This is a genomic window from Streptomyces sp. NRRL S-37, from assembly GCF_000721605.1.
In the GTDB taxonomy this organism is placed as follows: domain Bacteria; phylum Actinomycetota; class Actinomycetes; order Streptomycetales; family Streptomycetaceae; genus Streptomyces.
The window spans coordinates 1-26,370 of the sequence record NZ_JOIZ01000012.1 but is presented as its reverse complement, the minus strand read 5'-3'; the positions used below and the strand labels follow the sequence as shown (position 1 = coordinate 26,370).

General features: G+C 70.7%; 24 protein-coding genes and 1 pseudogene. 11 read left to right on the top strand and 14 right to left on the bottom strand.

The window, feature by feature from the left end; translation table 11 throughout:
• Positions 1 to 22 precede the first annotated feature (22 nt).
• Positions 23 to 1,216 (top strand): pyridoxal phosphate-dependent aminotransferase, encoded by a 1,194-nt coding sequence (locus tag IH50_RS0118435; RefSeq protein WP_030862993.1) that lies wholly within the window; start codon positions 23 to 25, stop codon positions 1,214 to 1,216.
• A 20-nt stretch (positions 1,217 to 1,236) separates the two neighbouring features.
• On the opposite strand, the gene IH50_RS0118430 is transcribed toward IH50_RS0118435, so the two are convergent.
• Positions 1,237 to 1,572, bottom strand: a complete 336-nt coding sequence (locus tag IH50_RS0118430; RefSeq protein ID WP_234328195.1) for a type II toxin-antitoxin system PemK/MazF family toxin — start codon at positions 1,570 to 1,572, stop codon at positions 1,237 to 1,239.
• Positions 1,569 to 1,916: a hypothetical protein gene (locus tag IH50_RS0118425; RefSeq protein WP_030862989.1), complete on the bottom strand. Its 348-nt coding sequence runs from the start codon at positions 1,914 to 1,916 to the stop codon at positions 1,569 to 1,571. The genes IH50_RS0118430 and IH50_RS0118425 overlap by 4 nt, the downstream gene beginning before the upstream one ends.
• Positions 1,917 to 2,213: 297 nt before the next feature.
• Between IH50_RS0118425 and IH50_RS0118420 the strand changes: the two genes are divergently transcribed.
• The 3 genes from IH50_RS0118420 to IH50_RS0118410 all read left to right on the top strand — a co-directional run bounded on the left by IH50_RS0118420 (position 2,214) and on the right by IH50_RS0118410 (position 3,258).
• Entirely contained in the window at positions 2,214 to 2,651 is a 438-nt protein-coding gene (locus tag IH50_RS0118420; RefSeq protein ID WP_037872534.1) for an ATP-binding protein, read from the top strand.
• 79 nt (positions 2,652 to 2,730) lie between these two features.
• Positions 2,731 to 2,988: a type II toxin-antitoxin system Phd/YefM family antitoxin gene (locus IH50_RS0118415; RefSeq protein ID WP_030862985.1), complete on the top strand. Its 258-nt coding sequence runs from the start codon at positions 2,731 to 2,733 to the stop codon at positions 2,986 to 2,988.
• 9 nt (positions 2,989 to 2,997) lie between these two features.
• Entirely contained in the window at positions 2,998 to 3,258 is a 261-nt protein-coding gene (locus IH50_RS0118410) for a Txe/YoeB family addiction module toxin (protein ID WP_030862981.1), read from the top strand.
• Positions 3,259 to 3,399: 141 nt separating this feature from the next.
• On the opposite strand, the gene IH50_RS0118405 is transcribed toward IH50_RS0118410, so the two are convergent.
• Both IH50_RS0118405 and clpB read right to left on the bottom strand, forming a co-directional pair.
• A complete protein-coding gene (locus IH50_RS0118405) occupies positions 3,400 to 3,930 on the bottom strand; it encodes a YbjN domain-containing protein (protein ID WP_030862980.1) in 531 nt (176 codons plus the stop codon).
• A gap of 175 nt (positions 3,931 to 4,105) precedes the next feature.
• Positions 4,106 to 6,703, bottom strand: a complete 2,598-nt coding sequence (gene clpB, locus IH50_RS0118400; protein ID WP_030862979.1) for an ATP-dependent chaperone ClpB — start codon at positions 6,701 to 6,703, stop codon at positions 4,106 to 4,108.
• A 128-nt stretch (positions 6,704 to 6,831) separates the two neighbouring features.
• Here clpB and IH50_RS0118395 point away from each other — a divergent pair, with 128 nt between their 5' ends.
• Positions 6,832 to 7,248: a pyridoxamine 5'-phosphate oxidase family protein gene (locus IH50_RS0118395; protein WP_030862977.1), complete on the top strand. Its 417-nt coding sequence runs from the start codon at positions 6,832 to 6,834 to the stop codon at positions 7,246 to 7,248.
• A gap of 168 nt (positions 7,249 to 7,416) precedes the next feature.
• Here IH50_RS0118395 and IH50_RS0118390 read toward each other — a convergent pair whose 3' ends face one another.
• Complete coding sequence (locus IH50_RS0118390; protein ID WP_030862975.1) at positions 7,417 to 7,752, bottom strand: hypothetical protein; 336 nt, start codon at positions 7,750 to 7,752, stop codon at positions 7,417 to 7,419.
• Position 7,753: 1 nt separating this feature from the next.
• Positions 7,754 to 7,966 carry a hypothetical protein gene (locus tag IH50_RS0118385; protein ID WP_234328194.1) on the bottom strand — a complete coding sequence of 71 codons (213 nt, stop codon included), beginning with the start codon at positions 7,964 to 7,966 and terminating at the stop codon, positions 7,754 to 7,756.
• A gap of 105 nt (positions 7,967 to 8,071) precedes the next feature.
• Between IH50_RS0118385 and IH50_RS0118380 the strand changes: the two genes are divergently transcribed.
• Positions 8,072 to 9,091 carry a helix-turn-helix transcriptional regulator gene (locus IH50_RS0118380; RefSeq protein WP_078914012.1) on the top strand — a complete coding sequence of 340 codons (1,020 nt, stop codon included), beginning with the start codon at positions 8,072 to 8,074 and terminating at the stop codon, positions 9,089 to 9,091.
• On the opposite strand, the gene IH50_RS0118375 is transcribed toward IH50_RS0118380, so the two are convergent.
• From IH50_RS0118375 to IH50_RS0118345, 7 genes are all read right to left on the bottom strand, one after another.
• Positions 9,066 to 10,085 carry a helix-turn-helix transcriptional regulator gene (locus IH50_RS0118375; RefSeq protein WP_030862970.1) on the bottom strand — a complete coding sequence of 340 codons (1,020 nt, stop codon included), beginning with the start codon at positions 10,083 to 10,085 and terminating at the stop codon, positions 9,066 to 9,068. The genes IH50_RS0118380 and IH50_RS0118375 overlap by 26 nt on opposite strands.
• Positions 10,086 to 10,218: 133 nt before the next feature.
• Positions 10,219 to 11,325, bottom strand: coding sequence for a sugar ABC transporter substrate-binding protein (locus IH50_RS0118370; RefSeq protein WP_234328193.1), 1,107 nt, complete (start codon positions 11,323 to 11,325; stop codon positions 10,219 to 10,221).
• A 277-nt stretch (positions 11,326 to 11,602) separates the two neighbouring features.
• A complete protein-coding gene (locus tag IH50_RS0118365) occupies positions 11,603 to 12,052 on the bottom strand; it encodes a heat shock protein transcriptional repressor HspR (RefSeq protein ID WP_030862966.1) in 450 nt (149 codons plus the stop codon).
• Positions 12,053 to 12,058: 6 nt separating this feature from the next.
• Entirely contained in the window at positions 12,059 to 13,237 is a 1,179-nt protein-coding gene (gene dnaJ / locus IH50_RS0118360; RefSeq protein WP_030862963.1) for a molecular chaperone DnaJ, read from the bottom strand.
• A 36-nt stretch (positions 13,238 to 13,273) separates the two neighbouring features.
• Positions 13,274 to 13,945: a nucleotide exchange factor GrpE gene (gene grpE / locus IH50_RS0118355; protein ID WP_030862962.1), complete on the bottom strand. Its 672-nt coding sequence runs from the start codon at positions 13,943 to 13,945 to the stop codon at positions 13,274 to 13,276.
• Complete coding sequence (dnaK, locus tag IH50_RS0118350; RefSeq protein WP_030862960.1) at positions 13,942 to 15,786, bottom strand: molecular chaperone DnaK; 1,845 nt, start codon at positions 15,784 to 15,786, stop codon at positions 13,942 to 13,944. Before dnaK ends, grpE begins: the two co-directional genes overlap by 4 nt.
• A gap of 93 nt (positions 15,787 to 15,879) precedes the next feature.
• Positions 15,880 to 16,917 carry an MraY family glycosyltransferase gene (locus IH50_RS0118345; protein WP_030862958.1) on the bottom strand — a complete coding sequence of 346 codons (1,038 nt, stop codon included), beginning with the start codon at positions 16,915 to 16,917 and terminating at the stop codon, positions 15,880 to 15,882.
• 269 nt (positions 16,918 to 17,186) lie between these two features.
• On the opposite strand from IH50_RS0118345, the gene IH50_RS0118340 reads away from it, so the two are divergent.
• The 5 genes from IH50_RS0118340 to IH50_RS0118320 all read left to right on the top strand — a co-directional run bounded on the left by IH50_RS0118340 (position 17,187) and on the right by IH50_RS0118320 (position 25,809).
• A complete protein-coding gene (locus IH50_RS0118340; RefSeq protein WP_030862956.1) occupies positions 17,187 to 19,469 on the top strand; it encodes a (Fe-S)-binding protein in 2,283 nt (760 codons plus the stop codon).
• Positions 19,470 to 20,048: 579 nt separating this feature from the next.
• Positions 20,049 to 21,503, top strand: coding sequence for an FG-GAP-like repeat-containing protein (locus IH50_RS0118335; protein WP_030862954.1), 1,455 nt, complete (start codon positions 20,049 to 20,051; stop codon positions 21,501 to 21,503).
• Between the two features lie 287 nt (positions 21,504 to 21,790).
• Complete coding sequence (locus IH50_RS0118330; protein WP_030862951.1) at positions 21,791 to 23,242, top strand: FG-GAP-like repeat-containing protein; 1,452 nt, start codon at positions 21,791 to 21,793, stop codon at positions 23,240 to 23,242.
• 38 nt (positions 23,243 to 23,280) lie between these two features.
• Positions 23,281 to 24,699, top strand: a complete 1,419-nt coding sequence (locus IH50_RS0118325) for an FG-GAP repeat protein (protein WP_030862949.1) — start codon at positions 23,281 to 23,283, stop codon at positions 24,697 to 24,699.
• A gap of 99 nt (positions 24,700 to 24,798) precedes the next feature.
• The gene (locus tag IH50_RS0118320) at positions 24,799 to 25,809 is read left to right on the top strand and encodes a Yip1 family protein (protein WP_037872531.1); all 1,011 of its coding nucleotides are present in this window, start codon (positions 24,799 to 24,801) and stop codon (positions 25,807 to 25,809) included.
• A gap of 86 nt (positions 25,810 to 25,895) precedes the next feature.
• Here IH50_RS0118320 and IH50_RS0118315 read toward each other — a convergent pair.
• Positions 25,896 to 26,183: pseudogene (locus tag IH50_RS0118315) on the bottom strand (phosphoribosyltransferase); the annotation flags it as partial.
• Positions 26,184 to 26,370: the final 187 nt, after the last annotated feature.

Here is a 26,370-nt window from a genome sequence, read left to right as displayed (position 1 = left end):
AACCCCGGAGCCTCGGCGCAGGATGACCGCCATGACCTCCAGCGCGCGCCCCCTCCTGAACCGCCGGCTCGCCGAGTTCGGGACGACGATCTTCGCCGAGATGTCCGCCCTGGCCCTGCGGACCGGTTCCCTCAACCTGGGCCAGGGCTTCCCCGACACCGACGGCCCCGAGGAGGTCAGGGAGGCCGCCGTACGGGCCCTGCGGGACGGACGCGGCAACCAATATCCGCCGGGCCCCGGCATCCCCGAACTGCGCACCGCCGTCGTCGCGCACCAGCAGCGCCGTTACGGCCTCTCGTACGACCCCGACACCGAGGTCCTGGTCACCGCAGGCGCCACGGAGGCCATCGCGGCCGCCCTGCTCGCGCTGCTGGAACCCGGCGACGAGGTGATCGCCCTGGAGCCGTACTACGACTCCTACGCGGCCTGCATCGCCATGGCCGGCGGCCGGCGCGTCCCCGTCACCCTCCGCCCCCACGAGGGCCGCTTCCGCCTCGACCTCGACGAACTGCGCGACGCTGTCACCGACCGCACCCGCCTGCTGCTGATCAACACTCCGCACAACCCGACCGGCACGGTCCTCACCCGCGAGGAACTGACGGCGATCGCCGAACTGGCGGTGGAACGGGACCTGCTCGTCGTCACGGACGAGGTCTACGAACACCTGGTCTTCGACGACGCCGAACACATCCCCCTGGCCACCTTCCCGGGCATGCGCGACCGCACGGTGACCATCTCCAGCGCGGGCAAGACCTTCTCCTTCACCGGCTGGAAGGTCGGCTGGATCACGGCCACCCCGGAACTGGTCACGGCGGTCCGCTCGGCCAAGCAGTTCCTCACCTACGTCTCGGCGGGCCCCTTCCAGTACGCGATCGCCGAGGCCCTCGCCCTGCCGGAGTCGTACTTCACCGGCTTCCGCGCGGACATGCTCGCCAAGCGCGACATCCTGGCGGCCGGCCTGGAGGAAGCGGGCCTCACGGTCTACCGCCCCTCCGGTACCTACTTCATCACCGCCGACATCCGCCCCCTGGGCGAGACCGACGGCATCGCCTTCTGCCGCGCCCTCCCGGAACGCGCGGGCGTCGTCGCCATCCCCACGGCCGTCTTCTACGACCACCGCGACATGGGCGCCCCCTTCGTCCGCTTCGCCTTCTGCAAGAAGCGCTCGGTACTGGAGGAGGCAGCCCACCGCCTCAAGGCCGCCGGGGCCCGTTGAGCAGGAGCCGTCTCCGCCGGCTACGCCAGCCCGAGGATCACGCGCACGCGCTCCTCCACATGCCGCATCTCGCTCGGGGCCAGCAGACCGAGGCGCCGTCTGAGTCTCGGTTTGTCCACGGCGTGCAGGTCGGTGCAGTTCACATAGGACTCGTCGTACTTGGTCACTCCGCAGTCGGGACCGACCGGGACGTGGGTGGAGGCCGGACCGGGTGTTCCGGTGATCACGGCGACGGTCAGCGCCGACAGGGGTTCGGCGATGCGGTTCACCGTGAGGACGACCACGGGGTGCGGGCCGAGGGGACCGGGGAGGGCGCACCCCCACACTTCGCCCCGCAGCGCGGAACCGGTGCTCACCACTCGGTCTTGTCCGCTGCCGCCAGCTCGTCCGCCGTGGCGGGCAGGACGCCCTCAGGAGTCGGGGCCTGGGCACCGTCGTAGAAGTCGCGGATCTCCTGAGCGGCGGCGACCTCGGTCGCCTCACGGGAGAGCAGTCGAAGCCCTTCGCGCAGGGCGTCGGAGAGCGAATGCAGCTGGAGTGTCTGCATCACCTGCTGCAGATCCGCCATCTCGTCCGGGCGCAGCCGCACCTGGGCCACGCTGGTCGCGCCGCCGTCGCCCTGCTTCCGGCGTGTCCGCGAGGTCCGCTTCCCGGTCGTGGTGCCCGCGGCGTGACTCTTCCGCTCGGTCTGCGAGGCCATTCCCGCCTCCCCTCGCGTATGACAAATGTAGTACATCCAGTGTCGTCCTCGTGTCCGAGCCGGTCAAGCATCCTGAGCGGGCGGCTCAGCAGGCGGCAGGGAGACGGTCTCCCGGCCATCGACGCACTGGGGTCAATTGCGTTGGCCGAAGCGTCACTTCCGTTCCTTATGGCCTGAAAGGTAATACTGCGCCCTCTGTTGAGCGTAAAGCGATCGGACGAACCTTGGGTACGGAACGTGATGACTCGCGTACGCCACGAGATGACCCGGGCTCGACAGAGAAGGACGGACCAAGCCGTGCGCACAGGAACGACCACCTCGGCTGCCGCACAGTTCACCTCCTCACCGCGCGGTGCGCAGCTCGCCCGGCGTTTCGCCGTCCGGTGCATGGAGGCGTGGGGTCATCCGCCCGCGTCGGACGTGTCGTGCGCGGTCGCCCTCGTCGTCGGAGAACTCGCGGCGAACGCCGTACAGCACGGCCGGGTGCCCGGACGTGACGTCGGCCTGCGGCTCGCCCTCGACGCGGCGGCGGGCCTGGTGCGGGTCGAGGTGGCGGACGCCGCCGCCACGAAGCCGCCGCCCGCGTCCGCGCCCTCGTCATCCCCCGAGGGCGAGTCCGGCCGGGGACTGCTCCTGGTGGAGGCCCTGGCCGTGCGCTGGGGGTGGGCGCCGCGCCGGCCCGTGGGCAAGACGGTGTGGGCAGACGTACCCGTGGAGGTGCTCGCCTTTGAGTGAGCGGCCCTGGCCCCGCGGTCTCACGGTTGCCTCACCTCAAAACCGACGTACAATTTTCTGTACGTCTAGGAGGTCGATCGTGAAGACCATGTCGTATTCCGAGTCGCGCGCGCGGTACGCCGAGGTGCTCAACTCCGTCACCGACGACCGCGAAGAGGTCGTCATCACCCGGGCCGGACACGAGCCGGTCGTCATCGTCTCCCTCGAGGACTACGAGTCCTTGAAGGAGACGGCCTACCTGCTGCGAAGCCCGGCGAACGCCCGGCGGCTGCTCGCGTCCATCGACGAGCTGGAAAACGGTGGCGGCACCGTACGCGAGCTGACGACCGACGAGTAAAGGCCGCACATGAAGATCATCTTCTCCTCCCGCGCCTGGGAGGACTACACGTGGTGGCAGCTCCAGGACCGGAAGACCCTGAAGCGGATCAACACCCTCATCGCGGACATCGTCCGGAACGGCAACGAGGGCATCGGCAAACCGGAGCCGCTCAAGCACGGGTTCCGGGGTTACTGGTCGCGCCGCATCAATGACGAGCACCGTCTGGTCTACAAGGTCGCCGAGGACAGCGTCCTGATCGCGCAGTGCCGCTACCACTACGAGAGCTGACAGGATTCCAGGCCGCGACCGCGCAAGTGACAGAGCCCGGCCCCGGTGGCCGACCGTGACGGTCGGTGTCCGGGCCGGGCTCTCCCCGCGCCCCGCCGCGTACGTCGCCGTACCCGCCGGAACGCCCTGCTCAGGGACGGACTACTCGTCGTCCTCGGGCTTGTCGTCCGTCTCGTTGATCTCCTGCTCGAGGCCGAGCTGCTCGACGAGCCACTTGTCGAACTCGATCGCGGCCCGCACCCAGCTCACCGTCGACGAGACGAAGTGCTCCAGGCTGACGCCCATGCCGATCAGCATCTGGGCCTCACCGATGAGACGGACCGTGCCGTCGTCGTGCGTGTGGGTGTAGACCTTGGGCCACAGCGTGCGCCGGTTCCAGTCGTCGACGGACTCGAGGAGCTGCGGCTTCTCGTCGATCTGGTGCGGCCGGTCGTAGAACGTCCGGACGGAGAAGATCTGCTGGTCGCCCTCACCGCGGAACATGAAGTAGGTGCGGAACTGCTCCCACGGCGCCGCGAGGTCACCCTCGTCGTCGACGACGTACTTGAGCTCCATCTGGTCGAGGAGCTGCTTCACGAGGTCCTGATCCGGGACGACGGGGCCCGCCGGTCCTTGGGGCTGCGGCTCGGGCTGGCCCCCGAAATTCGGAATCGAGGACGGGTCGATGGTCACCGTGAATTTCCCTTCGTACGGATCCCGCCATCCTCCCCCATGCGGGGAGGGGGGTGGCAAGCCCCGACGGGCCTGTCAGCCGTGGGCTGACTCGATCCGGTCAATGCCGGGGTACCCGGTACGGCTCGGGCCCAACGCCCCGGGGGGACATCGGGCCCGAAAACGGAACCGTCACTCAGAGTGACTTGCCGGTCGCAGGCCCCACCAGCAGGCCGTCCTCGAAGCGGTCCACGCGGACCGTGTCGCCGTCCTTGATCTCGCCGGCCAGGATCTCCTTGGCGAGGCGGTCGCCGATGGCGGTCTGGACGAGGCGGCGCAGCGGGCGGGCGCCGTAGGCGGGGTCCAGGCCCTCCTCGGCGAGCCACTCCAGTGCCTCGGGGGTGACGTCCAGGGTGAGGCGGCGTTCGGCGAGGCGGCGGGAGAGGGACTCGAGCTGGAGCCTGGCGATGCGTGCCAGTTCGGGCTTGGTGAGCGCCGAGAAGACGACCAGGTCGTCGAGGCGGTTGAGGAACTCGGGCTTGAAGGAGGTCCTGACCACCTCCAGGACCTGCTCCCTCTTCTCCGTCTCGGTGGTGAGCGGGTCGACCAGGTACTGGCTGCCCAGGTTGGACGTCAGGACGAGGATGGTGTTGCGGAAGTCCACCGTGCGGCCCTGGCCGTCGGTGAGGCGGCCGTCGTCGAGGACCTGGAGGAGGATGTCGAAGACCTCGGGGTGGGCCTTCTCGACCTCGTCGAGGAGGACGACGCTGTAGGGGCGGCGGCGGACGGCCTCGGTGAGCTGGCCGCCCTCCTCGTAGCCGACGTAGCCGGGGGGCGCGCCGACGAGGCGGGCGACGGAGTGCTTCTCGCCGTACTCCGACATGTCGATGCGGACCATGGCCCGCTCGTCGTCGAAGAGGAAGTCGGCGAGGGCCTTCGCCAGCTCGGTCTTGCCGACGCCCGTGGGGCCGAGGAAGAGGAAGGAGCCGGTGGGGCGGTCGGGGTCGGCGATGCCGGCGCGGGAGCGCCGTACGGCGTCGCTCACCGCGCGGACGGCCTCGGTCTGGCCGATGAGGCGCTTGCCGAGTTCGTCCTCCATGCGGAGCAGTTTCTGGGTCTCGCCCTCCATGAGGCGGCCGGCGGGGATGCCGGTCCAGGAGGCGACGACGTCGGCGATGTCGTCGGCGCCGACCTCCTCCTTGACCATGGTGTCCTGGGCGGCCTCCTCCTCGGCCTCGGAGGCGGCCTCCAGGTCGCGTTCGACGGCCGGGATCTCGCCGTAGAGGAGTTTGGAGGCGGTGTCGAAGTCTCCGTCGCGCTGGGCGCGTTCGGCCTGGCCGCGCAGGTCGTCGAGCTTCTCCTTCAGTTCGCCGACCCGGTTGAGGGACTGCTTCTCCTTCTCCCAGCGGGCGTTGAGACCGCGCAGTTCCTCCTCCTTGTCGGCGAGGTCGCGGCGCAGGCGCTCCAGGCGTTCGAGGGAGGCGGCGTCGGTCTCCTTGCCGAGGGCGAGTTCCTCCATGCGCAGGCGGTCGACGGCGCGCTGGAGTTCGTCGATCTCGACGGGGGAGGAGTCGATCTCCATGCGGAGGCGGCTGGCGGCCTCGTCGACGAGGTCGATGGCCTTGTCGGGGAGGAAGCGGGAGGTGATGTAGCGGTCGGAGAGGGTGGCGGCGGCGACGAGGGCGCTGTCGGCGATCTGGACCTTGTGGTGGGCCTCGTAGCGGCCCTTGAGGCCGCGGAGGATGGCGATGGAGTCCTCGACGGTGGGTTCGGCGACGAGGACCTGCTGGAAGCGGCGTTCGAGGGCGGGGTCCTTCTCGATGCGTTCGCGGTACTCGTCGAGGGTGGTGGCGCCGACCATGCGGAGTTCGCCGCGGGCGAGCATGGGCTTGAGCATGTTGCCGGCGTCCATGGCGGAGTCGCCGCCGGCGCCGGCGCCGACGACGGTGTGGAGTTCGTCGATGAAGGTGATGACCTGGCCGTCGGAGTCCTTGATCTCGGCGAGGACGGTCTTGAGGCGTTCCTCGAACTCGCCGCGGTACTTGGCGCCGGCGACCATGGCGCCGAGGTCGAGGGCGACGAGCCGCTTGTTCCTCAGCGATTCGGGGACGTCGCCCTTGACGATGCGCTGGGCGAGGCCCTCGACGACGGCGGTCTTGCCGACGCCGGGTTCGCCGATGAGGACGGGGTTGTTCTTGGTGCGGCGGGACAGGACCTGGACGACGCGCCGGATCTCCTGGTCGCGTCCGATGACGGGGTCGAGCCTGCCCTCGCGGGCGGAGGCGGTCAGGTCGGTGCCGAACTTCTCCAGGGCCTTGTACTGGCCCTCGGGGTCGGCGGTGGTCACGCGGCGGGCTCCGCGGGCCTTCTGGAAGGCGTCCTGGAGCTTCCTGGCGGTGGCGCCCTGCCGGGTGAGGACCTCGCCGGCGGCTCCGCCCTTGGCGGCGATGCCGATGAGGAGGTGTTCGGTGGAGAGGTACTCGTCGCCGAGGTCGCGGGCGCGGGACTGGGCGTCCGCGATGACGGCGAGCAGTTCACGGTTGGGCTGGGGCGGTGCGACGGTGGACCCGGTGACGCTCGGCAGGCCGGCGAGGACGCGCTCGGCCCCGGAGCGTACGGCGGCCTGGTCGGCGTCGACCGCGGCGAGCAGGTCCGTGATGTTCTCGTTCTCCTGCCCGGCGAGCAGGGAGAGCAGCAGGTGGGCGGGGGTGAGGTCGGGGTGTCCCTCGGTCACGGCCCGGTTGCCCGCGGCCTGGAGTGCTTCCCGGCTCCGGTTGGTCAGCTCGGCGTCCACGTGTCCGTTCTCCTCCTTGCGGTGACCCTTCAGCGGCCTTCGCGGCTGACTCGGTCAGCGTACACAAACTTGAGTCTATTCCACTCAAGGTGGTGGACGGGAGTGCGGCGGGGGCTAAGTTCCGGTCCATGGCCCTCTCGTACTCGGTGGATCCGGGCGATCCGGACGCGTCGTATCTCGGCTTCTGGCGCGAGAAGCACCTGTGCACCCTGACCACCCTCCGTCCGGACGGCACCCCGCACGTGGTGCCCGTCGCGGTGACGTACGACCCCGGGGCGCGACTCGCCCGGGTGGTCGCGAACGACTCCAGCGCGAAGGTGCGACACGTCCTGGCGGCGGGGGACGGGGGCGCGCTCGTCGCGGTGTGCCAGGTGGACGGCCGGCGGTGGGCGACGCTGGAGGGGCGGGCGGTGGTCCGTACGGAGCGGGAGCGGGTCGCCGAGGCGGAGCGGCGGTACGCGGAGCGCTACGGGCGGACGCCGCGGCCGAATCCGTCGCGGGTGGTCATCGAGATCGCGCTCACGCGCGCGATGGGGCGTGGATGAGGGCCGTCTCACGGTTCGTACACCGAGCGATGGCTTTTGGTCATCACTCGATCGGGTCGATACCCGGACATGTCCCGGAAAACTGCAGCGGCGTCACCGTGTTCAGGTCACGGTGACGCCGCTGCGGGGGGAAGCACCTGCGCGATCTTTTACGACGGGGGAATCGCGTCAGGCACTGCGGGGGGTGGCCGAGATGGTCCGGGGGACGGGGGAGTCCGACTCCGCCTGCCGATGGTCCCGCTGGTCCAGGTTCACAAAGATCATTCCGTACCGGATGGCACACCGCACGGGCTTCGGCGCCCCCCTGGGCCGCCGCAGGCACCGGTACGCCCGTACGTCCCCGTCCTCGTCGCGGGTGACGACGACCGGCTCACCGAAGACGGTCACCATCAACGAGTCACCGCTGTGGGGGATGGCGGTGACCAGGTCGATGAAGTGCCATCCGGATCGGTAGGCGGTCGCCATCTCCCGGCGGAAGGAGCGGTCGTCGGGTGGAGTACTCATGTCAAGCCCACACGCTGTCATCCGTACGCGCGGGGCCGGCCCACACACTGTCGGCCATGACCGCGTCCTCCGCGACGATCGGCGCGATGATCGGCGGCCACACGCTGTCCGCCCTGACGTCCGCCTCCGTCTCGGAGAGGCCGCCCGCTATCCCGGAAGCCACACCGACGGAGAAGGCGGCGACAAGCACCGAGCGAAGCATTTTCTTACCCATAGTCGGCTTCGTCCTCACTTGAAGGTCCCCTCTGTCCCCCGTCCAGTACGACGATGGCTCATTCGGGCACATCATGGCCACACGATCGGTGCATCATGTTCCTGCATGTTCAGGACCCTGTGGGGTGGAGATTTGGGAACGAAACAGACCAAGGCGGTACATCCTCACACGGTGACCGAGCTGTGCGAGGAGGGGGTGCGACTGTACGCGAATGCCCTCCGCGCGGGACGTATCGCCCGCGCCGACGTGGAACCGGCGCCCTGCTTGATGGACTTCGCCCTCCTTCATCCCGATCCCGACGACGCCCAGTGGCTGCGTCCGGTGCTTCCCTCCGTCGCGCTCTCCCAGCGGCTGAGCCCTCTGGAACGCGAGATCACCGAACGCCGGCGCCTGTCGATAGAACTCGCCGACACTTTCGAGCCGTTCATGTCCCTGAGCGCCCAGGAGATCGCGCCCACCCACTCGATCACCGTGCTCGAGGGCAACGACCGCATCAACAGCGCGCTGGACCTGGCCACCTCCCAGTGCCGGACGGAGATGCTCACCGTCCAGCCGAGCGGACACCGGCCCGAACGCAGCCTGCTGCAGGGGTTCGAGCGCGACCGGCTGCTCGTCGAGCGCGGTGTGCGCATACGCACCCTCTACCAGCACACCGCCCGGTTCAACCCCGAGCGCCTCTCCTACGTCGAGCAGTTCGCCAACGGCAGGGCGGAGTACCGCACCATCGACGAGCTGATGGAGCGCCTCATCATCTGCGACGAGACGGTCGCCTTCATCCCCGTGCGCGAGGACCGCCAGGTCGCCCTGGAGCTGCGGCACACCGGCCTCGTCCGCTATCTGAGCAAGGTCTTCGAGTTCATGTGGAACCGCGCGGTCCCGCTGACCGCCGGCACCCCCTACGAGACCGCGCCCGACGGCATACCGGAGATCCAGCACTCCATCGCCAAGCTCCTGGTGGAGGGCCATGTGGACGAGGCCATCGCCCGCCGCCTCGGCATGAACGTACGGACGTGCCGCGCCCACATCGCCAAACTCGCCGCCACCCTCGGCAGCGGCAGCCGGGCCCAGCTCGGCTACCTCATCGCGGAGTCCGGGATCCTCAACCAGGAGGGCGCAGCGCGGTGACGGCGGGGCGCCGGAAGCCGTCCAGGCCGGCCTGGGCGATGCGGACGCCGAGCTGCGTACGGCTGGCCGCGCCCAGCGTCTCCGACAGGCGGGCGATGTGCGCCCGGCAGGTCCGCACGCTGATGCCGAGGCGTTCCGCGATCACCGCGTCCTGGTGGCCCTCCGCGAGCAGGGCCGCGATGGACTGCTCCCGGTGCGAGATGCCCTCGATGCCGGTGTCGGGCAGCGGCGCGGTCAGCGGGATGGCGAGCCGCCACAGCCGGTCGAAGACCGTGCCCAGGTACTCCACCAGCGCCGGGTGGCGCAGCTCCAGCGCCATGGTGCGCTCGGCGTTGGCGGGGATGAAGGCGACCGTGCGGTCGAAGAGGATCAGCCGCTCGATCACCTCGTCCAGGGTGCGCGCCTCCACCGCGTCGCCCATCAGCTCCAGGTAGCGCAGCAGTCCGTGCCCGTGCCGGGCGACATGCGTGTACAGGTCCCGCATGCGCACGCCCCGGCCGCGCAGGGCCGTCGCCCGGTGCAGGCCCTCGGACAGCTCCGCCTCGCGCCGGATGCCGCCCGGCTGGACGGTGAGCACCTCGGTGGTGCACGCCTGTGTCGCCTCGTCCATCGCCGCCTGGATGCGGGCGAGCCCGTCCAGCACCCGGATCGCCGGGCCCTCCGCCGCCGTCGGTGAGGCGGGCGTCCGGTGGCCCAGACCGGCGTACCGCTCGAAGGCCTCGACGGCCGAGCCGACCCGGCGCCGGCTCGCGTTCACCTCGTCGTACATCCCGCGCAGCAGCCGGGCCATGACCTCCTGCGGAGGGGTGGGGACGAGCCAGTCCATGTCGTCGGGGTCGGGGTGCAGCAGGGCCAGTTCCAGCAGGCAGGGCACCGGCTCCGCGTCCCGGCGCGGCAGCCGTCCGCGCCGTACGGCCCGGGAATACACGCGATCCCCGGCCTCGCACAGTCGGTCAGCACCGTGTGGATGCCCGTCCGTCCCGTGCCCGGCCATCGCCCATCCCACCCCCGGTTCCGCCACTTTCCGCAGCGCAACTATGCGCGGCCGGAACCGGCTGTGCAACACGGGCAGGGTCCGGCACCGGCCGGAGGGCCGGTGGGTGGCCGGATATCGACGGGAGGGGCGGCTACTTCAGCTTGACCGCCTCGCAGGCCGCCGCGAACTCCGCGGTGCAGATGTCCGAGATGTCATAGATCCCGTCGGCGACCACGGTGTCCTCGATGTTGTCCTTGGTCAGCGCGACCACGGGCACGAGCTGCGCCGGGATGTCCTTGACGGTGGGGCTGTCCACCCGCTCGCGGGTGAGCGCGTCGAACTGGATGTTCTTGCCCTGGACCTTGGCCACGGCGATCTCGGCGGCGTTCTCGGCCTCGTCCGGGTAGGACTTGTACACGCTCATGTACTGCTCGCCGGCGAGGATGCGCTGCACCGCCGCGAGTTCGGCGTCCTGGCCGGTGATCGGGGGCAGCTCGGTCACGCCGGCGGCCTTGAGCGCCTTGACGATGCCGCCCGCCATGCCGTCGTTGGCGGAGTAGACCGCCTCGATGTCGCCCGCGCCGATCGCCTCGATCGCCTCGGCCATGTTGGCCTGGGCGTTCTCCGGCTTCCAGTCCTTGGTGTCGTAGGACTTGGCGATCGTCACCTTGCCCTTGAGCTCGGAGAGCGCGCCCGCCTTGAACTGCTTGGCGTTGGGGTCGGTCGACGAGCCGTTCATCATCACGATCTTGTCGGTGATGCTCGCGTCGCCGCCGAGCGCCTCCAGCAGGGAACGGCCCTGCACCTCGCCGACCAGCTCGTTGTCGAAGGAGATGTACGCGTCGATCGGGCCCTCGGCGAGCCGGTCGTAGGCGATGACGGGGATGCCCGCGTCCTTGGCCTTCTGCACGCTGTCCGCGATGCCGTGCGAGTCGACCGCGTCCAGCACGATGGCGTCGACCTTGTCGTCGATCATCTGCTGCATCTGGTCGGCCTGCTTGCCGGCGTCCGCCTCGGCGTTGGCGTACTCGACCTTGCCCTTCTTGTTGGTGAGCGACTCCACCTTCGTCTTGAAGATGGGGTAGTCGAACTGCTCGTACCGGGTGTTGGCCTTCTCCGGGAGCAGCAGCCCGACGGTGATGTCGTCGCTCTTGGCCGGGCTCGCGTCGTCGCTGCTCCCCGTCGCGTTGAGCACGCCGCATCCGACGAGCGTGACGGACATGGCGGTGGCGGCCACGGATATGGCGATACGACGCATGCGAGGGCTCACTTCATGTGCGTTTCGGACGTGGGCTCAGCTTTGCGGCCCATGTGACTGAAAAGCCAACGCTTCAGCCCCCACCGGAGTCAAGGTCGGTCACTTAACGAAATAAACACGGCACGGTGTGCCGAACTCGTGAGAGACCTGCGGACGTCCGGCGAGCATCATCTGGACACGCAGCCATACGATAGTCACACACGCATCTGTGCATCAGCCGGGAGGCCCGGAGGTTCGGTGAACCTCCGGGCCTCCCGCGGCACTCCGGGCCGGCGCCTCAGTCCTGCTGCTGCCGCTTGGGCCGCCACACCACCAGCGCGCTGGTCTGCTGCACCTCCTGGTAGGGCACCAGGTCACGGCGGTACGAGGCGTGTACCGCGGCCTCGCGCTGACGCATCGCCGCGGCCGCCCCGTCCAGGGCGTTCTCCAGTTCGGCCGCGCGGGCCTGGAGGGCGGCGACCTGGTTCTCCAGTTCGATGATGCGCTTGATTCCGGCCAGGTTGATGCCCTCGTCCTGCGACAGCTGCTGCACCTGACGGAGCAGTTCGATGTCACGGGCCGAGTAACGGCGGCCCCGGCCGGCCGTGCGGTCCGGCGACACGAGGCCCAGCCGGTCGTACTGCCGCAGTGTCTGCGGGTGCAGGCCGGAAAGCTGGGCCGCCACCGAAATGACGTAGACCGGGGTGTCCTGGGTCAGTTCATACGGATTGCGTCGACGGCCGTCCATCTGAAATCAAGCTCCCTTCGCGGCCTGGAACAGCTCCGCCCGCGGATCGTCGTCCGCGGTCGCCTCGCGATACGCCTCCAGTGCGTCACGAGCCTTCCCCGACACGTCCTTGGGAACACTCACCTCCACGGTGACCAGCAGATCGCCGCGGGTGCCGTCCTTGCGGACCGCGCCCTTGCCCCGCGCCCGCATGGTGCGCCCGTTGGGCGTGCCCGGCGGCAGCTTCAGCGTGACCGGCGGACCGCCCAGCGTCGGGACCCGGACCTCGCCCCCGAGGGCGGCCTCGGGATACGTCACCGGGACCGTGACGGTGAGGTTGTCGCCCTTGCGGCCGAACACCGGGTGCGCGCCGACGTGCACGACGACGTACAGATCGCCGGCGGGGCCGCCGCGCTCGCCCGGGGCGCCCTTGCCGCGCAGCCGGATCCGCTGGCCGTCGCTGACGCCCGCGGGGATGCGCACCTGCATGGTCCGCGAGGACTTGGCCCGGCCGCTGCCCTTGCAGATCTCGCAGGGCTCCTCCGCGATCAGGCCGCGGCCCTTGCAGTCGGGGCACGGGTCGGTGAGCGAGAAACCGCCGCCGGAGCCCCGCGCCACCTGGCCGGTGCCGACGCAGGTCGGGCACACGCGCGGTGTGCCGTTCTTGTCGCCGGTGCCCGAACAGGCCTTGCAGGGCGCCTGCGACGACATCCGCAGCGGGACGGTCGCGCCCTCGATCGCCTCGGTGAAGCTGAGCGTCACCTCGGACTCGATGTCCTGGCCGCGCCGCGGCTGGGTGCGCGTACCCGCGCCCGCGCCGCCGCGGTTGAACAGGCCCCCGAAGACGTCACCGAGGCCGCCGCCGAAGCCGCCCGCCTGCTGGCCGCCGGCCTGACCCCCGAAGAGGTCACCCAGGTCGAAGTTGAAGGAGCCGCCGCCCGCGCCCGGCCCCGGGCGGAAGCCTCCGCTGCCGAAGAGCGCGCGCGCCTCGTCGTACTCCTTGCGCTTCTTGGGGTCGCCGAGGACGTCGTTCGCCTCGGAGATCTCCTTGAACCGCTCCTCCGCCTTGGCGTTGCCCTTGTTGGCGTCCGGGTGGAACTCGCGGGCGAGCTTCCGGTACGCCTTCTTGATCTCGGCCTCGGTGGCGTCCTTGGGGACGCCGAGGACCTTGTAGTAGTCCTTCTCGATGAAGTCCTTGGTGCTCATCCCCGACGTCCCTCCTTCCCTGCGTCAGCTATCGCGTCAGCCCTCCTCCGGGCCACCGCTCTCCTTGTTCTCCGCCGGTTCGTCCTGCGCCTCGGTGCTCTCCTCGGCCGGCTTGACCGTCTGCGCGCCGGGCTGCGGCTCGGCGACGGCCACCCGCGCGGGGCGGATGGTGCGCTCGCCGATCCGGTACCCCGGCTGCAGAATCGCCACGCACGTCGTCTCGGTGACGTCCGGCGCGTAGCTGTGCATCAGCGCCTCGTGGATCGTCGGGTCGAAGGGCTCGCCCTCCTTGCCGAACTGCTGGAGGCCCATCTTGGCGATGACCGTCTCCAGCGACTCCGCGACGGACTTGAAGCCGCCGACCAGCTCGCCGTGCTCCCGCGCGCGGCCGACGTCGTCGAGCACGGGGAGCAGCTCGCTAAGGAGGTTCGCCACGGCGATCTCCTTCACGGCGATCCGGTCGCGCTCGACCCGGCGGCGGTAGTTCTGGAACTCGGCCTGGAGGCGCTGGAGGTCGGCCGTGCGCTCGTTGAGCGCCGTGCGCGCCTGGTCCAGCTGGGCCACCAGGGCCGCTTCCTGGCCCGTGTCCCCGGCCGGGGCCGCCGCCTCCTCCGCGGAGGGCTGGGCGGCGGCCTTCGGCTCGGCTTCGTCGGAGGGGACGTCGGGCTGCTGCGACTGCTCGTCGAAGCCCGGGGTCTCCTCGGTCACGCCGCACCGTCCTTGCGGTCCTCGTCGACGATCTCGGCGTCGACGACGTCGTCGTCGGCCTTGGCCTCGCCGGCACCGGCGGACGCGCCACCGGCGGCCTGCCCGGCCTGGGCGTCGGCGTACATGGCCTGGCCCAGCTTCTGGGAGACGGCGGCGACCTTCTCCGTGGCGGTGCGGATCTCGGCGGAGTCGTCGCCCTTGAGCTTCTCCTTCAGCTCGGCGACGGCCGTCTCGACCTCGGTCTTGACGTCACCGGGGACCTTGTCCGCGTTGTCGGCCAGGAACTTCTCGGTCTGGTAGACGAGCTGCTCGCCCTGGTTGCGGGACTCGGCGGCCTCGCGGCGGGCGTGGTCCTCCTCCGCGTACTTCTCGGCCTCCTGGCGCATCCGGTCGACCTCGTCCTTCGGCAGCGAGGAGCCGCCGGTGACGGTCATCTTCTGCTCCTTGCCCGTGCCCAGGTCCTTCGCGGTCACGTGCATGATGCCGTTGGCGTCGATGTCGAAGGAGACCTCGATCTGCGGGACGCCGCGCGGCGCCGGGGGCAGACCGGTCAGCTCGAACATGCCGAGCTTCTTGTTGTACGCGGCGATCTCGCGCTCGCCCTGGTAGACCTGGATCTGCACCGACGGCTGGTTGTCCTCGGCCGTGGTGAAGATCTCGGAGCGCTTCGTCGGGATCGTGGTGTTGCGCTCGATCAGCTTGGTCATGATGCCGCCCTTGGTCTCGATGCCGAGGGACAGCGGGGTGACGTCGAGCAGCAGGACGTCCTTGACCTCGCCCTTGAGGACACCGGCCTGGAGCGCGGCACCGATCGAGACGACCTCGTCCGGGTTGACGCCCTTGTTGGCCTCCTTGCCGCCGGTCATCTCCTTGACGAGCTCGGCGACGGCGGGCATGCGGGTGGAGCCACCGACGAGGACGACGTGGTCGATCTCGCTGAGCTGGATGCCGGCGTCCTTGATGACGTTGTGGAACGGCGTCTTGCAGCGCTCGAGCAGGTCCGCGGTCAGCTGCTGGAACTGGGCGCGGGTCAGCTTCTCGTCGAGGTGCAGGGGGCCCTCGGCGGACGCGGTGATGTAGGGGAGGTTGATCGAGGTCTCGGTGGACGAGGACAGCTCGATCTTCGCCTTCTCGGCGGCCTCGCGCAGGCGCTGCAGCGCCATCTTGTCCTTGCCGAGGTCCACGCCGTGGCCCGACTGGAACTGCTTGACCAGGTAGTCGACGACGCGCTGGTCCCAGTCGTCACCACCGAGGTTGTTGTCACCGTTGGTGGCCTTCACCTCGACGACACCGTCGCCGATCTCCAGCAGGGAGACGTCGAAGGTACCGCCACCGAGGTCGAAGACGAGGATGGTCTGGTCGTCCTTGTCGAGGCCGTACGCCAGGGCGGCGGCCGTCGGCTCGTTGACGATGCGCAGCACGTTCAGACCGGCGATCTCGCCGGCCTCCTTGGTCGCCTGGCGCTCGGCGTCGTTGAAGTACGCCGGGACGGTGATGACCGCGTCCGTGACCTTCTCGCCCAGGTACGCCTCGGCGTCGCGCTTCAGCTTCTGCAGCACGAAGGCGCTGATCTGCTGCGGGTTGAAGGGCTTCCCGTCGAGCTCGATCTTCCAGTCGGTGCCCATGTGACGCTTGACCGACCGGATGGTCCTGTCGACGTTGGTGACCGCCTGACGCTTGGCCACCTCGCCGACCAGCACCTCACCGTTCTTGGCGAAGGCGACGACGGACGGCGTGGTCCTGGCGCCCTCGGCGTTGGTGATGACGGTGGGCTCGCCGCCCTCCAGAACGCTGACGACGGAGTTAGTCGTGCCCAGGTCGATGCCGACCGCACGTGCCATTTCGATTCCTCCAGCTGACTTGAGTGGAACGGACTCAAGCATGCATGACACCCGGCGTCGGGTCAACAGAGCTGAGTCGAGCAGGCTCAACTCTTATCCGTTCCTTACGCGCAACTGCTCGCTGACCTGCGGTGATACCTCGGTAGAGCGTTGACGGGGGCGGAAAACAGGGGTGACGGGAAGACGCACGAGCGCGAGGACAACCACCGCGGCGACCGCCGCCACCCACACCACCGCGCCCCCGGACAGCCGTCCGGTGTGCACGCCCACCCCCACCAGCACCCCGCCCAGCGCGCCCGTGCCGAGCAGGACGGTCACCGCGCGGGGCGCGAGTCCGAGCCGCCGCAGCCGGTGCCCGAGGTGGTCCGGCCGGCCGCGGGTCAGCGGCCACCGGGACAGCCGCCGCGCGAGGACCACCAGGAGGGCGTCGGCGCACGCCACGGCCGTCAGGGCGAACAACACCCCGGCGCCGGTCCCGATTCCCTGCCCGGCCCGTACGAACACCGCCGCCGAGGCCACCACGAACCCCGTGAACAGTGAGCCGCCGGCCCCGAGGCCGGCCCGCGCGGGATGCCAGTTGTGCAGCAGGAACCCGGCGAGCGCGGCGGCCAGCACGCCCAGCAGGACCGCGATCCCGTCCATCAGCTCGGCCGCCGCGCAGGCCGCCACCCCGAACGCGGTCACCGCCCCCACGGTGCCGGCCAGCCCGTCGGCGTGGTCGAGCCCCCGGAACGCGGCGGTGACCGCCACGACCCACCCCACGGCGAGCACCCCCCGCACCACCCCGGTCTCCGCGTACGGCACGACGAGCGCCGCCGACACGGCCGTACCGGCGAGCGGGACCCACCACCGCAGCCGCCACACGTCGGCGGCCAGCCCGAGGACGCCGATCCAGGCCCCGGCGGCCAGCAGCCGCCCGATCCCGGTGCCGAGCGGGGCGTACCCCGCCCGGTCGCCGAGCCCCGCCACCAGCACGGTCGCGAGCACGACGGCCGTTCCCCCGGACAGCGGCAGCGCCAGACGGCGTCTGCGGTCCACGATTCCCAGGCGCAGGGCGGGGACCCGCAGCAGTTCCGCGAGGAGGGCGGAGAGCAGCAGGGAGGTGGCGGCGGCGGCGATCCCGTAGAGCACGGATATAAGTTAGGGGCGTATGGACCGATTTAGCGTGAATAACACGATCGGATCCCGGACGCCATCCGAGAGGCCCTGGAGATGCCGCCACAGGCGACCCTGAGCGATTCAGATCACCCCGCGCCCGGCTACAGTGCGACCGGAGATGGGGGTAATCTCGAACGGACTGCATAAGTTACCGCTTAGTAATCTCGGGGAAGCCGTCATGGAGCCCCCGCGAAGCCCGGAAATTCCCTCCCCGAAACCCCTCGCAGGCCCGAGGAGCCCCCATGCAACTCGCCGCGATCATCGTGTCGCTGGTCCTGACCGTGGTCGGCGTCGCGCTGCTCGCACGCGCGATCGGCCAGTTCGTCCGGTACTTCAAACTGGGCCAGCCGGTCCCGGCCGGCGCCCGGACCGACAACCCCTACCAGCGCAGTGTGACCCTGGTGCGGGAGTTCCTCGGCCACACCCGCATGAACCGGTGGGGTGTCGTCGGCATCGCCCACTGGTTCGTCGCCGTCGGCTTCCTGACCCTGCCGCCGACCCTCGCCCAGGCGTTCGGCCAGCTCTTCGAGGCCGACTGGGTGCTGCCGGTCATCGGCGGCTTCCTGCCGTTCGAGCTGTACATCGAGTTCATCGGCGTGATGACCGTGCTCGGCATCGCCGTGCTCATCGTCATCCGGCTGCTGAGCCTGCCCTCCCGCCCCGGCCGCAAGTCCCGCTTCGCGGGCTCCAAGGCGGGCCAGGCGTACTTCGTCGAGTACGTCATCCTCACCATCGGCCTGGCCATCTACGTGCTGCGCGGCCTGGAGGGCGCGCTGCACCACGTGGACCACTACGAGGCGGCGTACTTCGCCTCGTACCCGCTGGTCCTCGCCTTCAAGGGCCTGTCGGTCGCCGCGCTGCAGAACCTGGTCTACCTGGTCGCCATGATCAAGATCGGGACCTCGTTCATCTGGATGATCGTGGTCTCGCTCAACACCAACATGGGTGTGGCCTGGCACCGCTTCCTCGCCTTCCCGAACATCTGGTTCAAGCGCGAGGCCACCGGCGGGACCGCCCTGGGCGCGCTCCAGCCGATGACCTCCGGCGGCAAGCCGATCGACTTCACCGACCCCGGTGACGACGACGTCTTCGGCGTCTCCCAGGTCGAGCAGTTCTCCTGGAAGGGCCTGCTGGACTTCTCCACCTGCACCGAGTGCGGCCGCTGCCAGTCGCAGTGCCCCGCCTGGAACACCGGCAAGCCCCTCTCCCCCAAGCTCCTGATCATGTCGCTGCGCGACCACGCGCACGCCAAGGCCCCCTACCTGCTGGCCGGCGGCGGCAAGACCATGGAGGGCGAGGAGAAGGCGTCCGAGGAGCAGCTCACGGGCGTGCCCGCGGCGGCCCTGGCGGAGGCCGAGCGCCCGCTGATCGGCACCGCCGAGGAGAACGGCGTCATCGACCCCGACGTCCTGTGGTCCTGCACCACCTGCGGCGCCTGCGTCGAGCAGTGCCCCGTCGACATCGAGCACGTCGACCACATCGTCGACATGCGCCGCTACCAGGTCATGATCGAGTCCGCGTTCCCGTCCGAGGCGGGCACGATGCTCAAGAACCTGGAGAAGAAGGGCAACCCCTGGGGCCTGGCGAAGAAGCAGCGCCTGGAGTGGACCAAGGAGGTCGACTTCGAGGTCCCGGTCGTCGGCAAGGACATCGAGGACCTCTCCGAGGTCGAGTACCTGTACTGGGTCGGCTGCGCCGGCGCCCTGGAGGACCGCGCCAAGAAGACCACCAAGGCCTTCGCGGAACTCCTCCACATCGCGGGCGTCAAGTTCGCGATCATGGGCGGCGACGAGAAGTGCACCGGTGACTCCGCACGGCGCCTCGGCAACGAGCCGCTGTTCCAGGAGCTCGGCATGGAGAACGTCATGTCCCTCAACGCCGCCTTCGGCGAGGAGATGGACGACGACGGCAAGGTGACCGACGAGTCCCGCAAGCCCAAGTCGGCGAAGAAGATCGTCGCCACCTGCCCGCACTGCCTCAACACCCTCGGCAACGAGTACCCGCAGCTCGGCGGCGACTACGAGGTCATCCACCACACCCAGCTGCTCCAGCACCTGGTGGACGAGGGCAAGCTGATCCCGGTCACCCCGGTCGAGGGCCTCATCACCTACCACGACCCGTGCTACCTGGGCCGCCACAACAAGATCTACACGCCCCCGCGCGAGATCATCGGCAAGGTCCCGGGCCTGCGCAACGAGGAGATGCACCGCCACAAGGAGCGCGGCTTCTGCTGCGGCGCCGGCGGCGCCCGGATGTGGATGGAGGAGCGGATCGGCAAGCGCATCAACAACGAGCGCGTCGACGAGGCCCTCTCCCTCAACCCGGACATCGTCTCCACCGCCTGCCCGTTCTGCCTGGTCATGCTGACCGACTCGGTCAACGGCAAGAAGAACGACGGCAAGGCCAAGGAGTCCGTCCAGGTCGTCGACGTCGCCCAGCTCCTGCTGGAGTCCGTCAAGACCCCGGCCGGCCCGGCGGGCGACGAGGAGAGCGAGAGCGCTCCGGAACCGGAGCCGGTGAAGTAACCCGTCCCGGGGCGGCCGGTTCCCTCCGGTCCCGACCGGTTCTCTCCGGTCCCGCCCCGCACCCTTCAGCGCCCCGTCCCGGCTCCGGCCGGCGGCGGGGCGCTGTCGTACGGGACGGGCCTCGCGCCCTTCCCGGCCGTCCTCGGCCACCTGGACCGCGCCTGCCCCGCGCGGCTTCACCTGCTTCACCCGCCGGCCGACCGGGCCGACGCCGGTGCCGGCCCGGTCGGCGTCAGTGCCGGCCCGGTCGGCGTCAGTGCCGGCCCGGTCGGCGTCAGTGCCGGCCCGGTCGGCGTCAGTGCCGGCCCGAAGAAGCACGTGACGATCGCCGGAGCCGAGTTCTCCGGCCCTTCGGGCAACACCCCCGGCGGCCACCGGGGCCGTCCCGGCTTCACCGTTCCCTCATTTCTCCATTCCGTCATGTTCACGTACAACCCTCGGGTCCACTCGAGGGTCTCCTGATCGGCGATCACCCGTGAACCGCAGGACAACTCAGGGCGAAACACGGGCAACACGGCGCCCCATGACCCGTGGACGACCGTTCCCGGCGGCCGTCCCGCACACCGGCAGGAGACCTCCTTGCACAAGAACCTCCGCACCGCTCTCGCGACCGCCACCGCGGCCGCTCTCACCGGCGGCCTGCTGGTCGCCCTGGCCGGCCCCGCGTCCGCCGCCCCCTCGGGCACCGACAGCGACTTCAACGGCGACGGCTACCGGGACGTCGCCGTCACCGCCCCCTTCGCCTCCGTGGGCGGCAAGGGCGGCGCCGGTGCGGTGACGGTCCTCTACGGTTCCCCCCAGGGCGCCGGCGCGGGCAAGATCCAGACCCTTACCCAGGACAGCGCGGGCGTCCCCGGCGCCGCCGAGAAGGACGACCAGTTCGGCGCCCACACCGCGCCCGGCGACTTCAACGGCGACGGCTACGCCGACCTGGCCGTGGGCGCCCCGGGCGAGGACGCGGGCACCGACGCCAACGGCGGCACCGTCGTCATCCTGTGGGGCGGTTCCGGCGGCCTCTCCGGCGGCACCACCGTGTCCGACCCCACCCGCTCCGTCCACGACTGGTTCGGCCAGGTGGTCGCCGCCGGCGACTACAACGGCGACGGCAAGGCCGACCTCGCGATCTCCTCGGACATCAACAAGATCGACGTCTACCGCGGCGGATTCACCAAGTCCGGATCCACCGGCGGCCGTTACACCATCACCGCGCCCATCCTGAAGGTCCCGGGCACCGACATCTTCAACCTCACCCCCGGCGACATCGACGCCGACGGCCGCACCGACCTGGTCGTCGACGGCTTCGAGGGCGACAGCGGGGGCGACTACTCGTACAACGCCAACTACTGGCTGCCCGGCTCCTCCTCCGGACTCACCACCTCGGGTGCCCAGAAGCTCCCCGCCGGCGTCATCTCCGACATCGGCGACGTGAACGGCGACAACTACGGCGACATCGTCATCGGCAACTCGTGGGACCCCGGCACGGAGACCCCGGGCACCGCCAAGGGCGGGTCGGTGGACGTCGTCTACGGCACGTCGTACGGCCCCGACGGCATCGAGCGCGTCAACCAGAACAGCGCCGGCGTGCCCGGCAGCAACGAGACCGGCGACAACTTCGGCTACGAGGTCTCCCTCGGCGACATCAACGGCGACGGCCACGACGACCTCGTCATCGGCGCGCCGGGCGAGGACCTGGGCGAGTTCGAGGACGCCGGCATGGTCACCGTGCTCTACGGCGGGGACGCCGGCCTCCTGGAGACCGGCTCCCAGTCCCTGCACCAGGACACCCCGGGCGTCCCCGGCGGCAACGAGACGGGCGACGGCTTCGGCGGCGAGGTCCTCCTCTCCGACGTCACCGGCGACGGAAAGGCCGACCTGACCGTCGGCCTGCCGTGGGAGAACGACTCCAACGGCTACGCCGTCACCTTCAACTCCGACGGCCTGAAGATCAACGCCACCGGCCTCGGCATCGGCCTCGGCGCCGCCGGCCTGTCGTCGGCGGGCTACCCGATGTTCGGCTTCCACGTCAACGGCTGACACGGCTGACCGTTCCGGCCGCCGCCGCGGGCCGGGACCGGCGCTCACCGCCGGTCCCGGCCCGCGGCACACGAAAATCCCGCGCACCGCGCGCACCGGACCTCTACGGTTCTGGATCATGCGCCGGGCGCGCACGCCGTCTCCGCACCACCCAGGCGGTGTACGCGCACGCCACTCCCGCACTACCCAGGCGGTGTACGCGCGCACGCCACCCCCGCACCACCACGGCACCTCCCCCTCGTCCTTCCGGCACGCCCCCGCGTCCGGCCCCCGCAGGAGAACCCCGCATGCACCAGCGCCCCGCGCGCCTCGCCCTGGCCACCGCCACCGCCGTCGCCCTGACCGGCGGCCTGCTCGCCCTGTCGGCCCCCTCGGCCACCGCCGCCTCCGGCCTGGCCGGCGACTTCAACGGCGACGGATACCGGGACGTCGCCATCGGCGCGTTCAACGCCGACGTGGGCTCCGTGCAGAGCGCCGGTGCCGTCGTCGTGCTCTACGGCTCGTCCTCCGGCGTCTCCGCCGCGAAGAAGACCGTGATCACCCAGAACTCCGCCGGCATCCCGGGCGCGGCCGAGAGCGGCGACCGCTTCGGCCAGAGCCTGGCCGCCGCCGACCTGGACCGCGACGGCTACTCCGACCTCGTCGTCGGCTCCCAGTACGAGGCCATCGGCGACCGCGACGGCGTCGGCTCGGTCACCGTCGTCTGGGGCGGCAAGTCCGGCCTGTCCGGCGGCTCGGGACTGCCCCAGCCGTCCGGCCTCGCCGAGTGGGGCGGCTACTCCTCCGGCATCGCCACCGGCGACTTCGACGGTGACGGCGACACGGACGTGACCGTCACCGGCCAGAGCCACACCCACCTCCACAACGGCCCCTTCACCCGCACCGGCACCCCCCTGAGCCACCAGGGAGTCGGCGAACTCGGCTCCACCTACGAGGTGTTCGCGGGCGACCTGACCGGCGACCGGAAGGCCGAGCGCGTCTACCCGTTCGGCGTCGACGGCGACCCGGCCGGCAACATCAGCTACTTCCGCCACGACCTGAACAACTGGGACGCCCACCCCGAATCCGACTACGCCCGCGTCGAGCTGCCGCACGCCGACGGCTCCAACGGCGTGATCGCCGACGTCGACAAGGACGGCTACGGCGACCTCGTCCTCGGCGACTACGGCGACCCGAGCGACGGCAACTCGGTCAACGGCCACAAGGGCGGACAGATCACCGTCTGGTACGGCGGCCCGGACGGACCCGACCCCGACCAGAAGCCGACCGTGATCCACCAGGACACGGAGGGCGTGCCCGGCGGCGGCGAGTACGGCGACCTGTTCGGCTCCGCGCTGAGCGCGGGCGACGTCAACGGCGACGGCTACGCCGACATCGCGGTCGGCGCTCAGGGCGAGGACCTGGGCAGCACACCGGACACCGGCACGGTGACCGTCCTGTACGGCTCGGCCTCCGGCCTGACCGGCAAGGGCGCCAAGCAGTACTCCCAGGACACCGCGGGCGTCCCCGGCGCGAACGAGACCAACGACGCCTTCGGCCTCTCCGTCCGCCTGGTCGACCTCGACAAGAACGGCAAGGCCGACCTCGTCACCGGCGCCGGCTACGAGAACGGCTACGGCGCCGTCACCGTCATGCGCGGCACCGCCTCCGGACTCACCACCTCCGGCGCCCTGTTCCTCTCCGCCCGCGGTGTCTCCCTCCAGGGCGACGCCGCCTTCGCCTGGACGATCGCCCAGTGACCCCCCGCCCGCTCCCGCCCGCCGCACCGAGGTCCCCCATGCGCCTGCGCACCGCCGCGATCACCCTCGCCGCGGCCACCCTGGCCCCGCTCGCCCTCACGGCCCCCGCCGCGCACGCCGCCACGGCCGCCGTCCCGTACGACTTCAACGGCGACGGCCGCACCGACCTCGTGATCGGCGCCCCGGACGCCACCGTCGACGGCCACGCGAAGGCGGGCGCCGTCGCCGTCGTGTACGGCGGCGCCGGCGGCCCGGACACCTCGGCCCGCACCCTGATCACCCAGAACACCGCCGGGGTCCCCGGCGCCGCCGAGGCCGGTGACGCCTTCGGTGCCGCCGTGGCCTCCGCCGACCTGAACGCCGACGGTTACGCCGACCTCCTGGCCGGCGTCCCCGGCGAGGACGTCACCGGCGACACGAGCAGCGGCACGGCCGTCGTCGTCTGGGGCTCGAAGTCCGGCCTGTCCGGCGCCCGTTCCCTCTTCAGCTTCTTCGACACGGACTACGACCACTACGGCCAGGCCTTCGCCACGGGCGACTTCGACGACGACGGCGACACGGACGTCACGGTCGGCTCCACCGGCCCCATCACCCTGTCCGTCGTGAACGGGCCGATCACCAGGACCGGCGCGCACAACGGCGGTTCCGGCTCGCAGTACGGGCCCTCCTCGCCCGGCGTCACCCACCTCACCTCCGCGGACGTCCCCGGCGACGGCCGCGGCCCGGTGGCCCTGCACAGCCGCGACGAGTACACCGGCGACGCGGCCACCTCCCTGGCCGATCTGCGGATCGGCAACTACACGGACTGGCTGCAGCGGATGCCGGCCGGGTACGTCTCCGCGGCCGGCGACATCGACGGCGACGGCCACCCGGACTTCGCCGTCGGCAACGACCGGGAGACCTCCGCCGACGCCGGGGGCGCGAAGGGCGGCAGGGTCACGGTGGTCTACGGCGGCCCGGAGGGCCTGGACACCGGCCGCGCCCCGCTCGTCCTCACCCAGGACACCGCCGGCGTCCCCGGCGCCTCCGAGACCGGCGACCGCTTCGGCAGCGGCGTCGCCCTCGGTGACGTCGACGGCGACGGCTACGCCGACCTCGCCGTCGGCGCCGCGGGCGAGAACAACGGGGCCGGCGCCGTCACCGTCCTGTACGGCTCCGCCTCGGGCCTCACCACCGGGGGCGCCCAGTACTACACCCAGAACACCGCGGGCGTCCCCGGCGCCTCCGAGGACGGCGACCTCTTCGGCACCCGCGTCGTCCTCACCGACCACACCGGTGACGGCCGCGCCGACCTGTCCGTGTCCGCGCCGGGCGAGAACTCCGGCGACGGCTCGGTCTGGTCCCTGCGCGGCTCGGCGGCCGGCCCGACCACCACGGGCTCCCTCAGCTTCGGCACGGGCACGACGGGCGTGTCCGCCACCGGCACCCCCCACCTCGGCTCGGTCCTCGGCGGCTGAGCACCGCCCGGGTCCGGCGCGGGTCTCCGTCCTCCGTAGGACCGGGCCGCCCCGGAACCCTCCGGAGGACGGACGACCCGCCTGACGTCCCCTTAGGGGATGTCACAGCTCGGCCGCAAAGCCGGGCCCGAACGCCGGGGCCCGGCACACGGCCGTCCGGGACCAGGTACGTTCGAGGACGTGGCTGGATTCAGGATCGGACGCGGCCGGAACAACAACGGCGCTCCTCACGCGCGACCGCAACACCCCCCGCACGGGCGGCAGACGCCGCAGGGGCCGTCGTACGGCTACCCGCAGGCACCGCAGCCGTACCCGCAGCAGCCGTCGTACGGCGGTGGCGCCGGCGGTGGCTGGCCGCAGGCGAACGGCGGCCCGGGCGGACCCGGCGGTCACGGCGAGCCGGAGTACTTCGGCGACGGCGCGTACCCGCACGGCGCCCAGGGCGCCCCGCACGACCCGTACGCGGCCAACAACCCGGGGCACACCCAGGCCTTCTCGATCAACGAGGACCCCTACCACCAGGGTGACGCCTACCACCCCGGCGCGGCCCCGCCCGCCGGCCCGGCCGGCCCCCGCCTGGGCTGGAAGGACCTGCTCAAGGGCATCGTCCTGTCCCCCGCCCAGACCTTCCACCAGATGCGCGACTACACGATGTGGGGCCCCGCCCTCATCGTCGGCTTCCTCTACGGGCTGCTCGCCGTCTTCGGCTTCGACACCGCCCGCGAGGACGCGATCAACGCGACCCTCTCGAACGCGATCCCGATCGTCCTGACGACGGCCGTCGCGATGGTGCTCAGCGCCTTCATCCTCGGCGTGGTCACCCACACCCTGGCCCGCCAGCTCGGCGGCAACGGCGCCTGGCAGCCCACCGTCGGCCTCTCCATGCTGATCATGTCCCTCACGGACGCGCCCCGCCTGGTCTTCGCCATGTTCGCCGGCGGCGACGCCTCCTTCGTCCAGATCCTCGGCTGGGCGACCTGGGTGGCGGCCGGCGCCCTCCTCACGATCATGGTGTCCCGCTCCCACGACCTCCCCTGGCCGAAGGCCCTGGGCGCCTCGGCGATCCAGCTGATCGCCCTGCTGTCGATCGTGAAGCTGGGCACGTTCTGACCTCGGCCGTACCGCAAGAAGGAAGAAGGGGGTTCCCGGCACCGGGAGCCCCCTTCCTCTCTCTGCTCTCAGGCGTCTCTCCGCTCTCAGGCGTCGAGCACCTGGCCGTCCCGCTTGACCACGGGTTCCTGGACGGACCACGGAAAGTTGATCCACTCGTCGGTGCGCTTCCAGACGTATTCGCACTTCACCAGCGACTGCGTCTTCTCGTAGATCACGGCGCTGCGCACCTCGGCGACGGCGTCGAGGCAGAAGTCGCGCACGAGCTTGAGCGTCTTGCCGGTGTCGGCGACGTCGTCCGCGATCAGCACCTTCTTGTCGGTGAAGTCGATGGCGTTGGGCACGGGCGCGAGCATGACGGGCATCTCGAGGGTTGTGAGTTGGTGCCGGGTGACAGCACATGGGTGAGTTCTGGTGCGCATGAGTGAGGGTCCGGCTGCTGGCGGAGGGGCCTGGCGTCGGGGAACGGGAATTCTTGTCTCGTATGGGTGTCCTTTCCCGGTGGTGGTCGTTGGGTGTGACGGCGGGTGTCTTCGGGCCTGGGAGGGGCGGGTGATCGCG

Bases quoted from the DNA above. Each gene is read 5' to 3' on its own strand.
- IH50_RS0118435 (WP_030862993.1), top strand. From the start codon at position 23: ATGACCGCCATGACCTCCAGCGCGCGCCCCCTCCTGAACCGCCGGCTC.
- IH50_RS0118375 (WP_030862970.1), bottom strand. From the start codon at position 10,085: ATGGCCGGGCACGGGACGGACGGGCATCCACACGGTGCTGACCGACTG.
- IH50_RS0118425 (WP_030862989.1), bottom strand. From the start codon at position 1,916: ATGGCCTCGCAGACCGAGCGGAAGAGTCACGCCGCGGGCACCACGACC.
- IH50_RS0118365 (WP_030862966.1), bottom strand. From the start codon at position 12,052: ATGGACGGCCGTCGACGCAATCCGTATGAACTGACCCAGGACACCCCG.
- IH50_RS0118370 (WP_234328193.1), bottom strand. From the start codon at position 11,325: ATGCGTCGTATCGCCATATCCGTGGCCGCCACCGCCATGTCCGTCACG.
- IH50_RS0118390 (WP_030862975.1), bottom strand. From the start codon at position 7,752: ATGAGTACTCCACCCGACGACCGCTCCTTCCGCCGGGAGATGGCGACC.
- IH50_RS0118410 (WP_030862981.1), top strand. From the start codon at position 2,998: ATGAAGATCATCTTCTCCTCCCGCGCCTGGGAGGACTACACGTGGTGG.
- IH50_RS0118340 (WP_030862956.1), top strand. From the start codon at position 17,187: ATGCAACTCGCCGCGATCATCGTGTCGCTGGTCCTGACCGTGGTCGGC.
- IH50_RS0118330 (WP_030862951.1), top strand. From the start codon at position 21,791: ATGCACCAGCGCCCCGCGCGCCTCGCCCTGGCCACCGCCACCGCCGTC.
- dnaJ (WP_030862963.1), bottom strand. From the start codon at position 13,237: ATGAGCACCAAGGACTTCATCGAGAAGGACTACTACAAGGTCCTCGGC.
- dnaK (WP_030862960.1), bottom strand. From the start codon at position 15,786: ATGGCACGTGCGGTCGGCATCGACCTGGGCACGACTAACTCCGTCGTC.
- IH50_RS0118325 (WP_030862949.1), top strand. From the start codon at position 23,281: ATGCGCCTGCGCACCGCCGCGATCACCCTCGCCGCGGCCACCCTGGCC.
- IH50_RS0118320 (WP_037872531.1), top strand. From the start codon at position 24,799: ATGTCACAGCTCGGCCGCAAAGCCGGGCCCGAACGCCGGGGCCCGGCA.
- IH50_RS0118380 (WP_078914012.1), top strand. From the start codon at position 8,072: ATGTTCAGGACCCTGTGGGGTGGAGATTTGGGAACGAAACAGACCAAG.
- IH50_RS0118395 (WP_030862977.1), top strand. From the start codon at position 6,832: ATGGCCCTCTCGTACTCGGTGGATCCGGGCGATCCGGACGCGTCGTAT.
- IH50_RS0118385 (WP_234328194.1), bottom strand. From the start codon at position 7,966: ATGGGTAAGAAAATGCTTCGCTCGGTGCTTGTCGCCGCCTTCTCCGTC.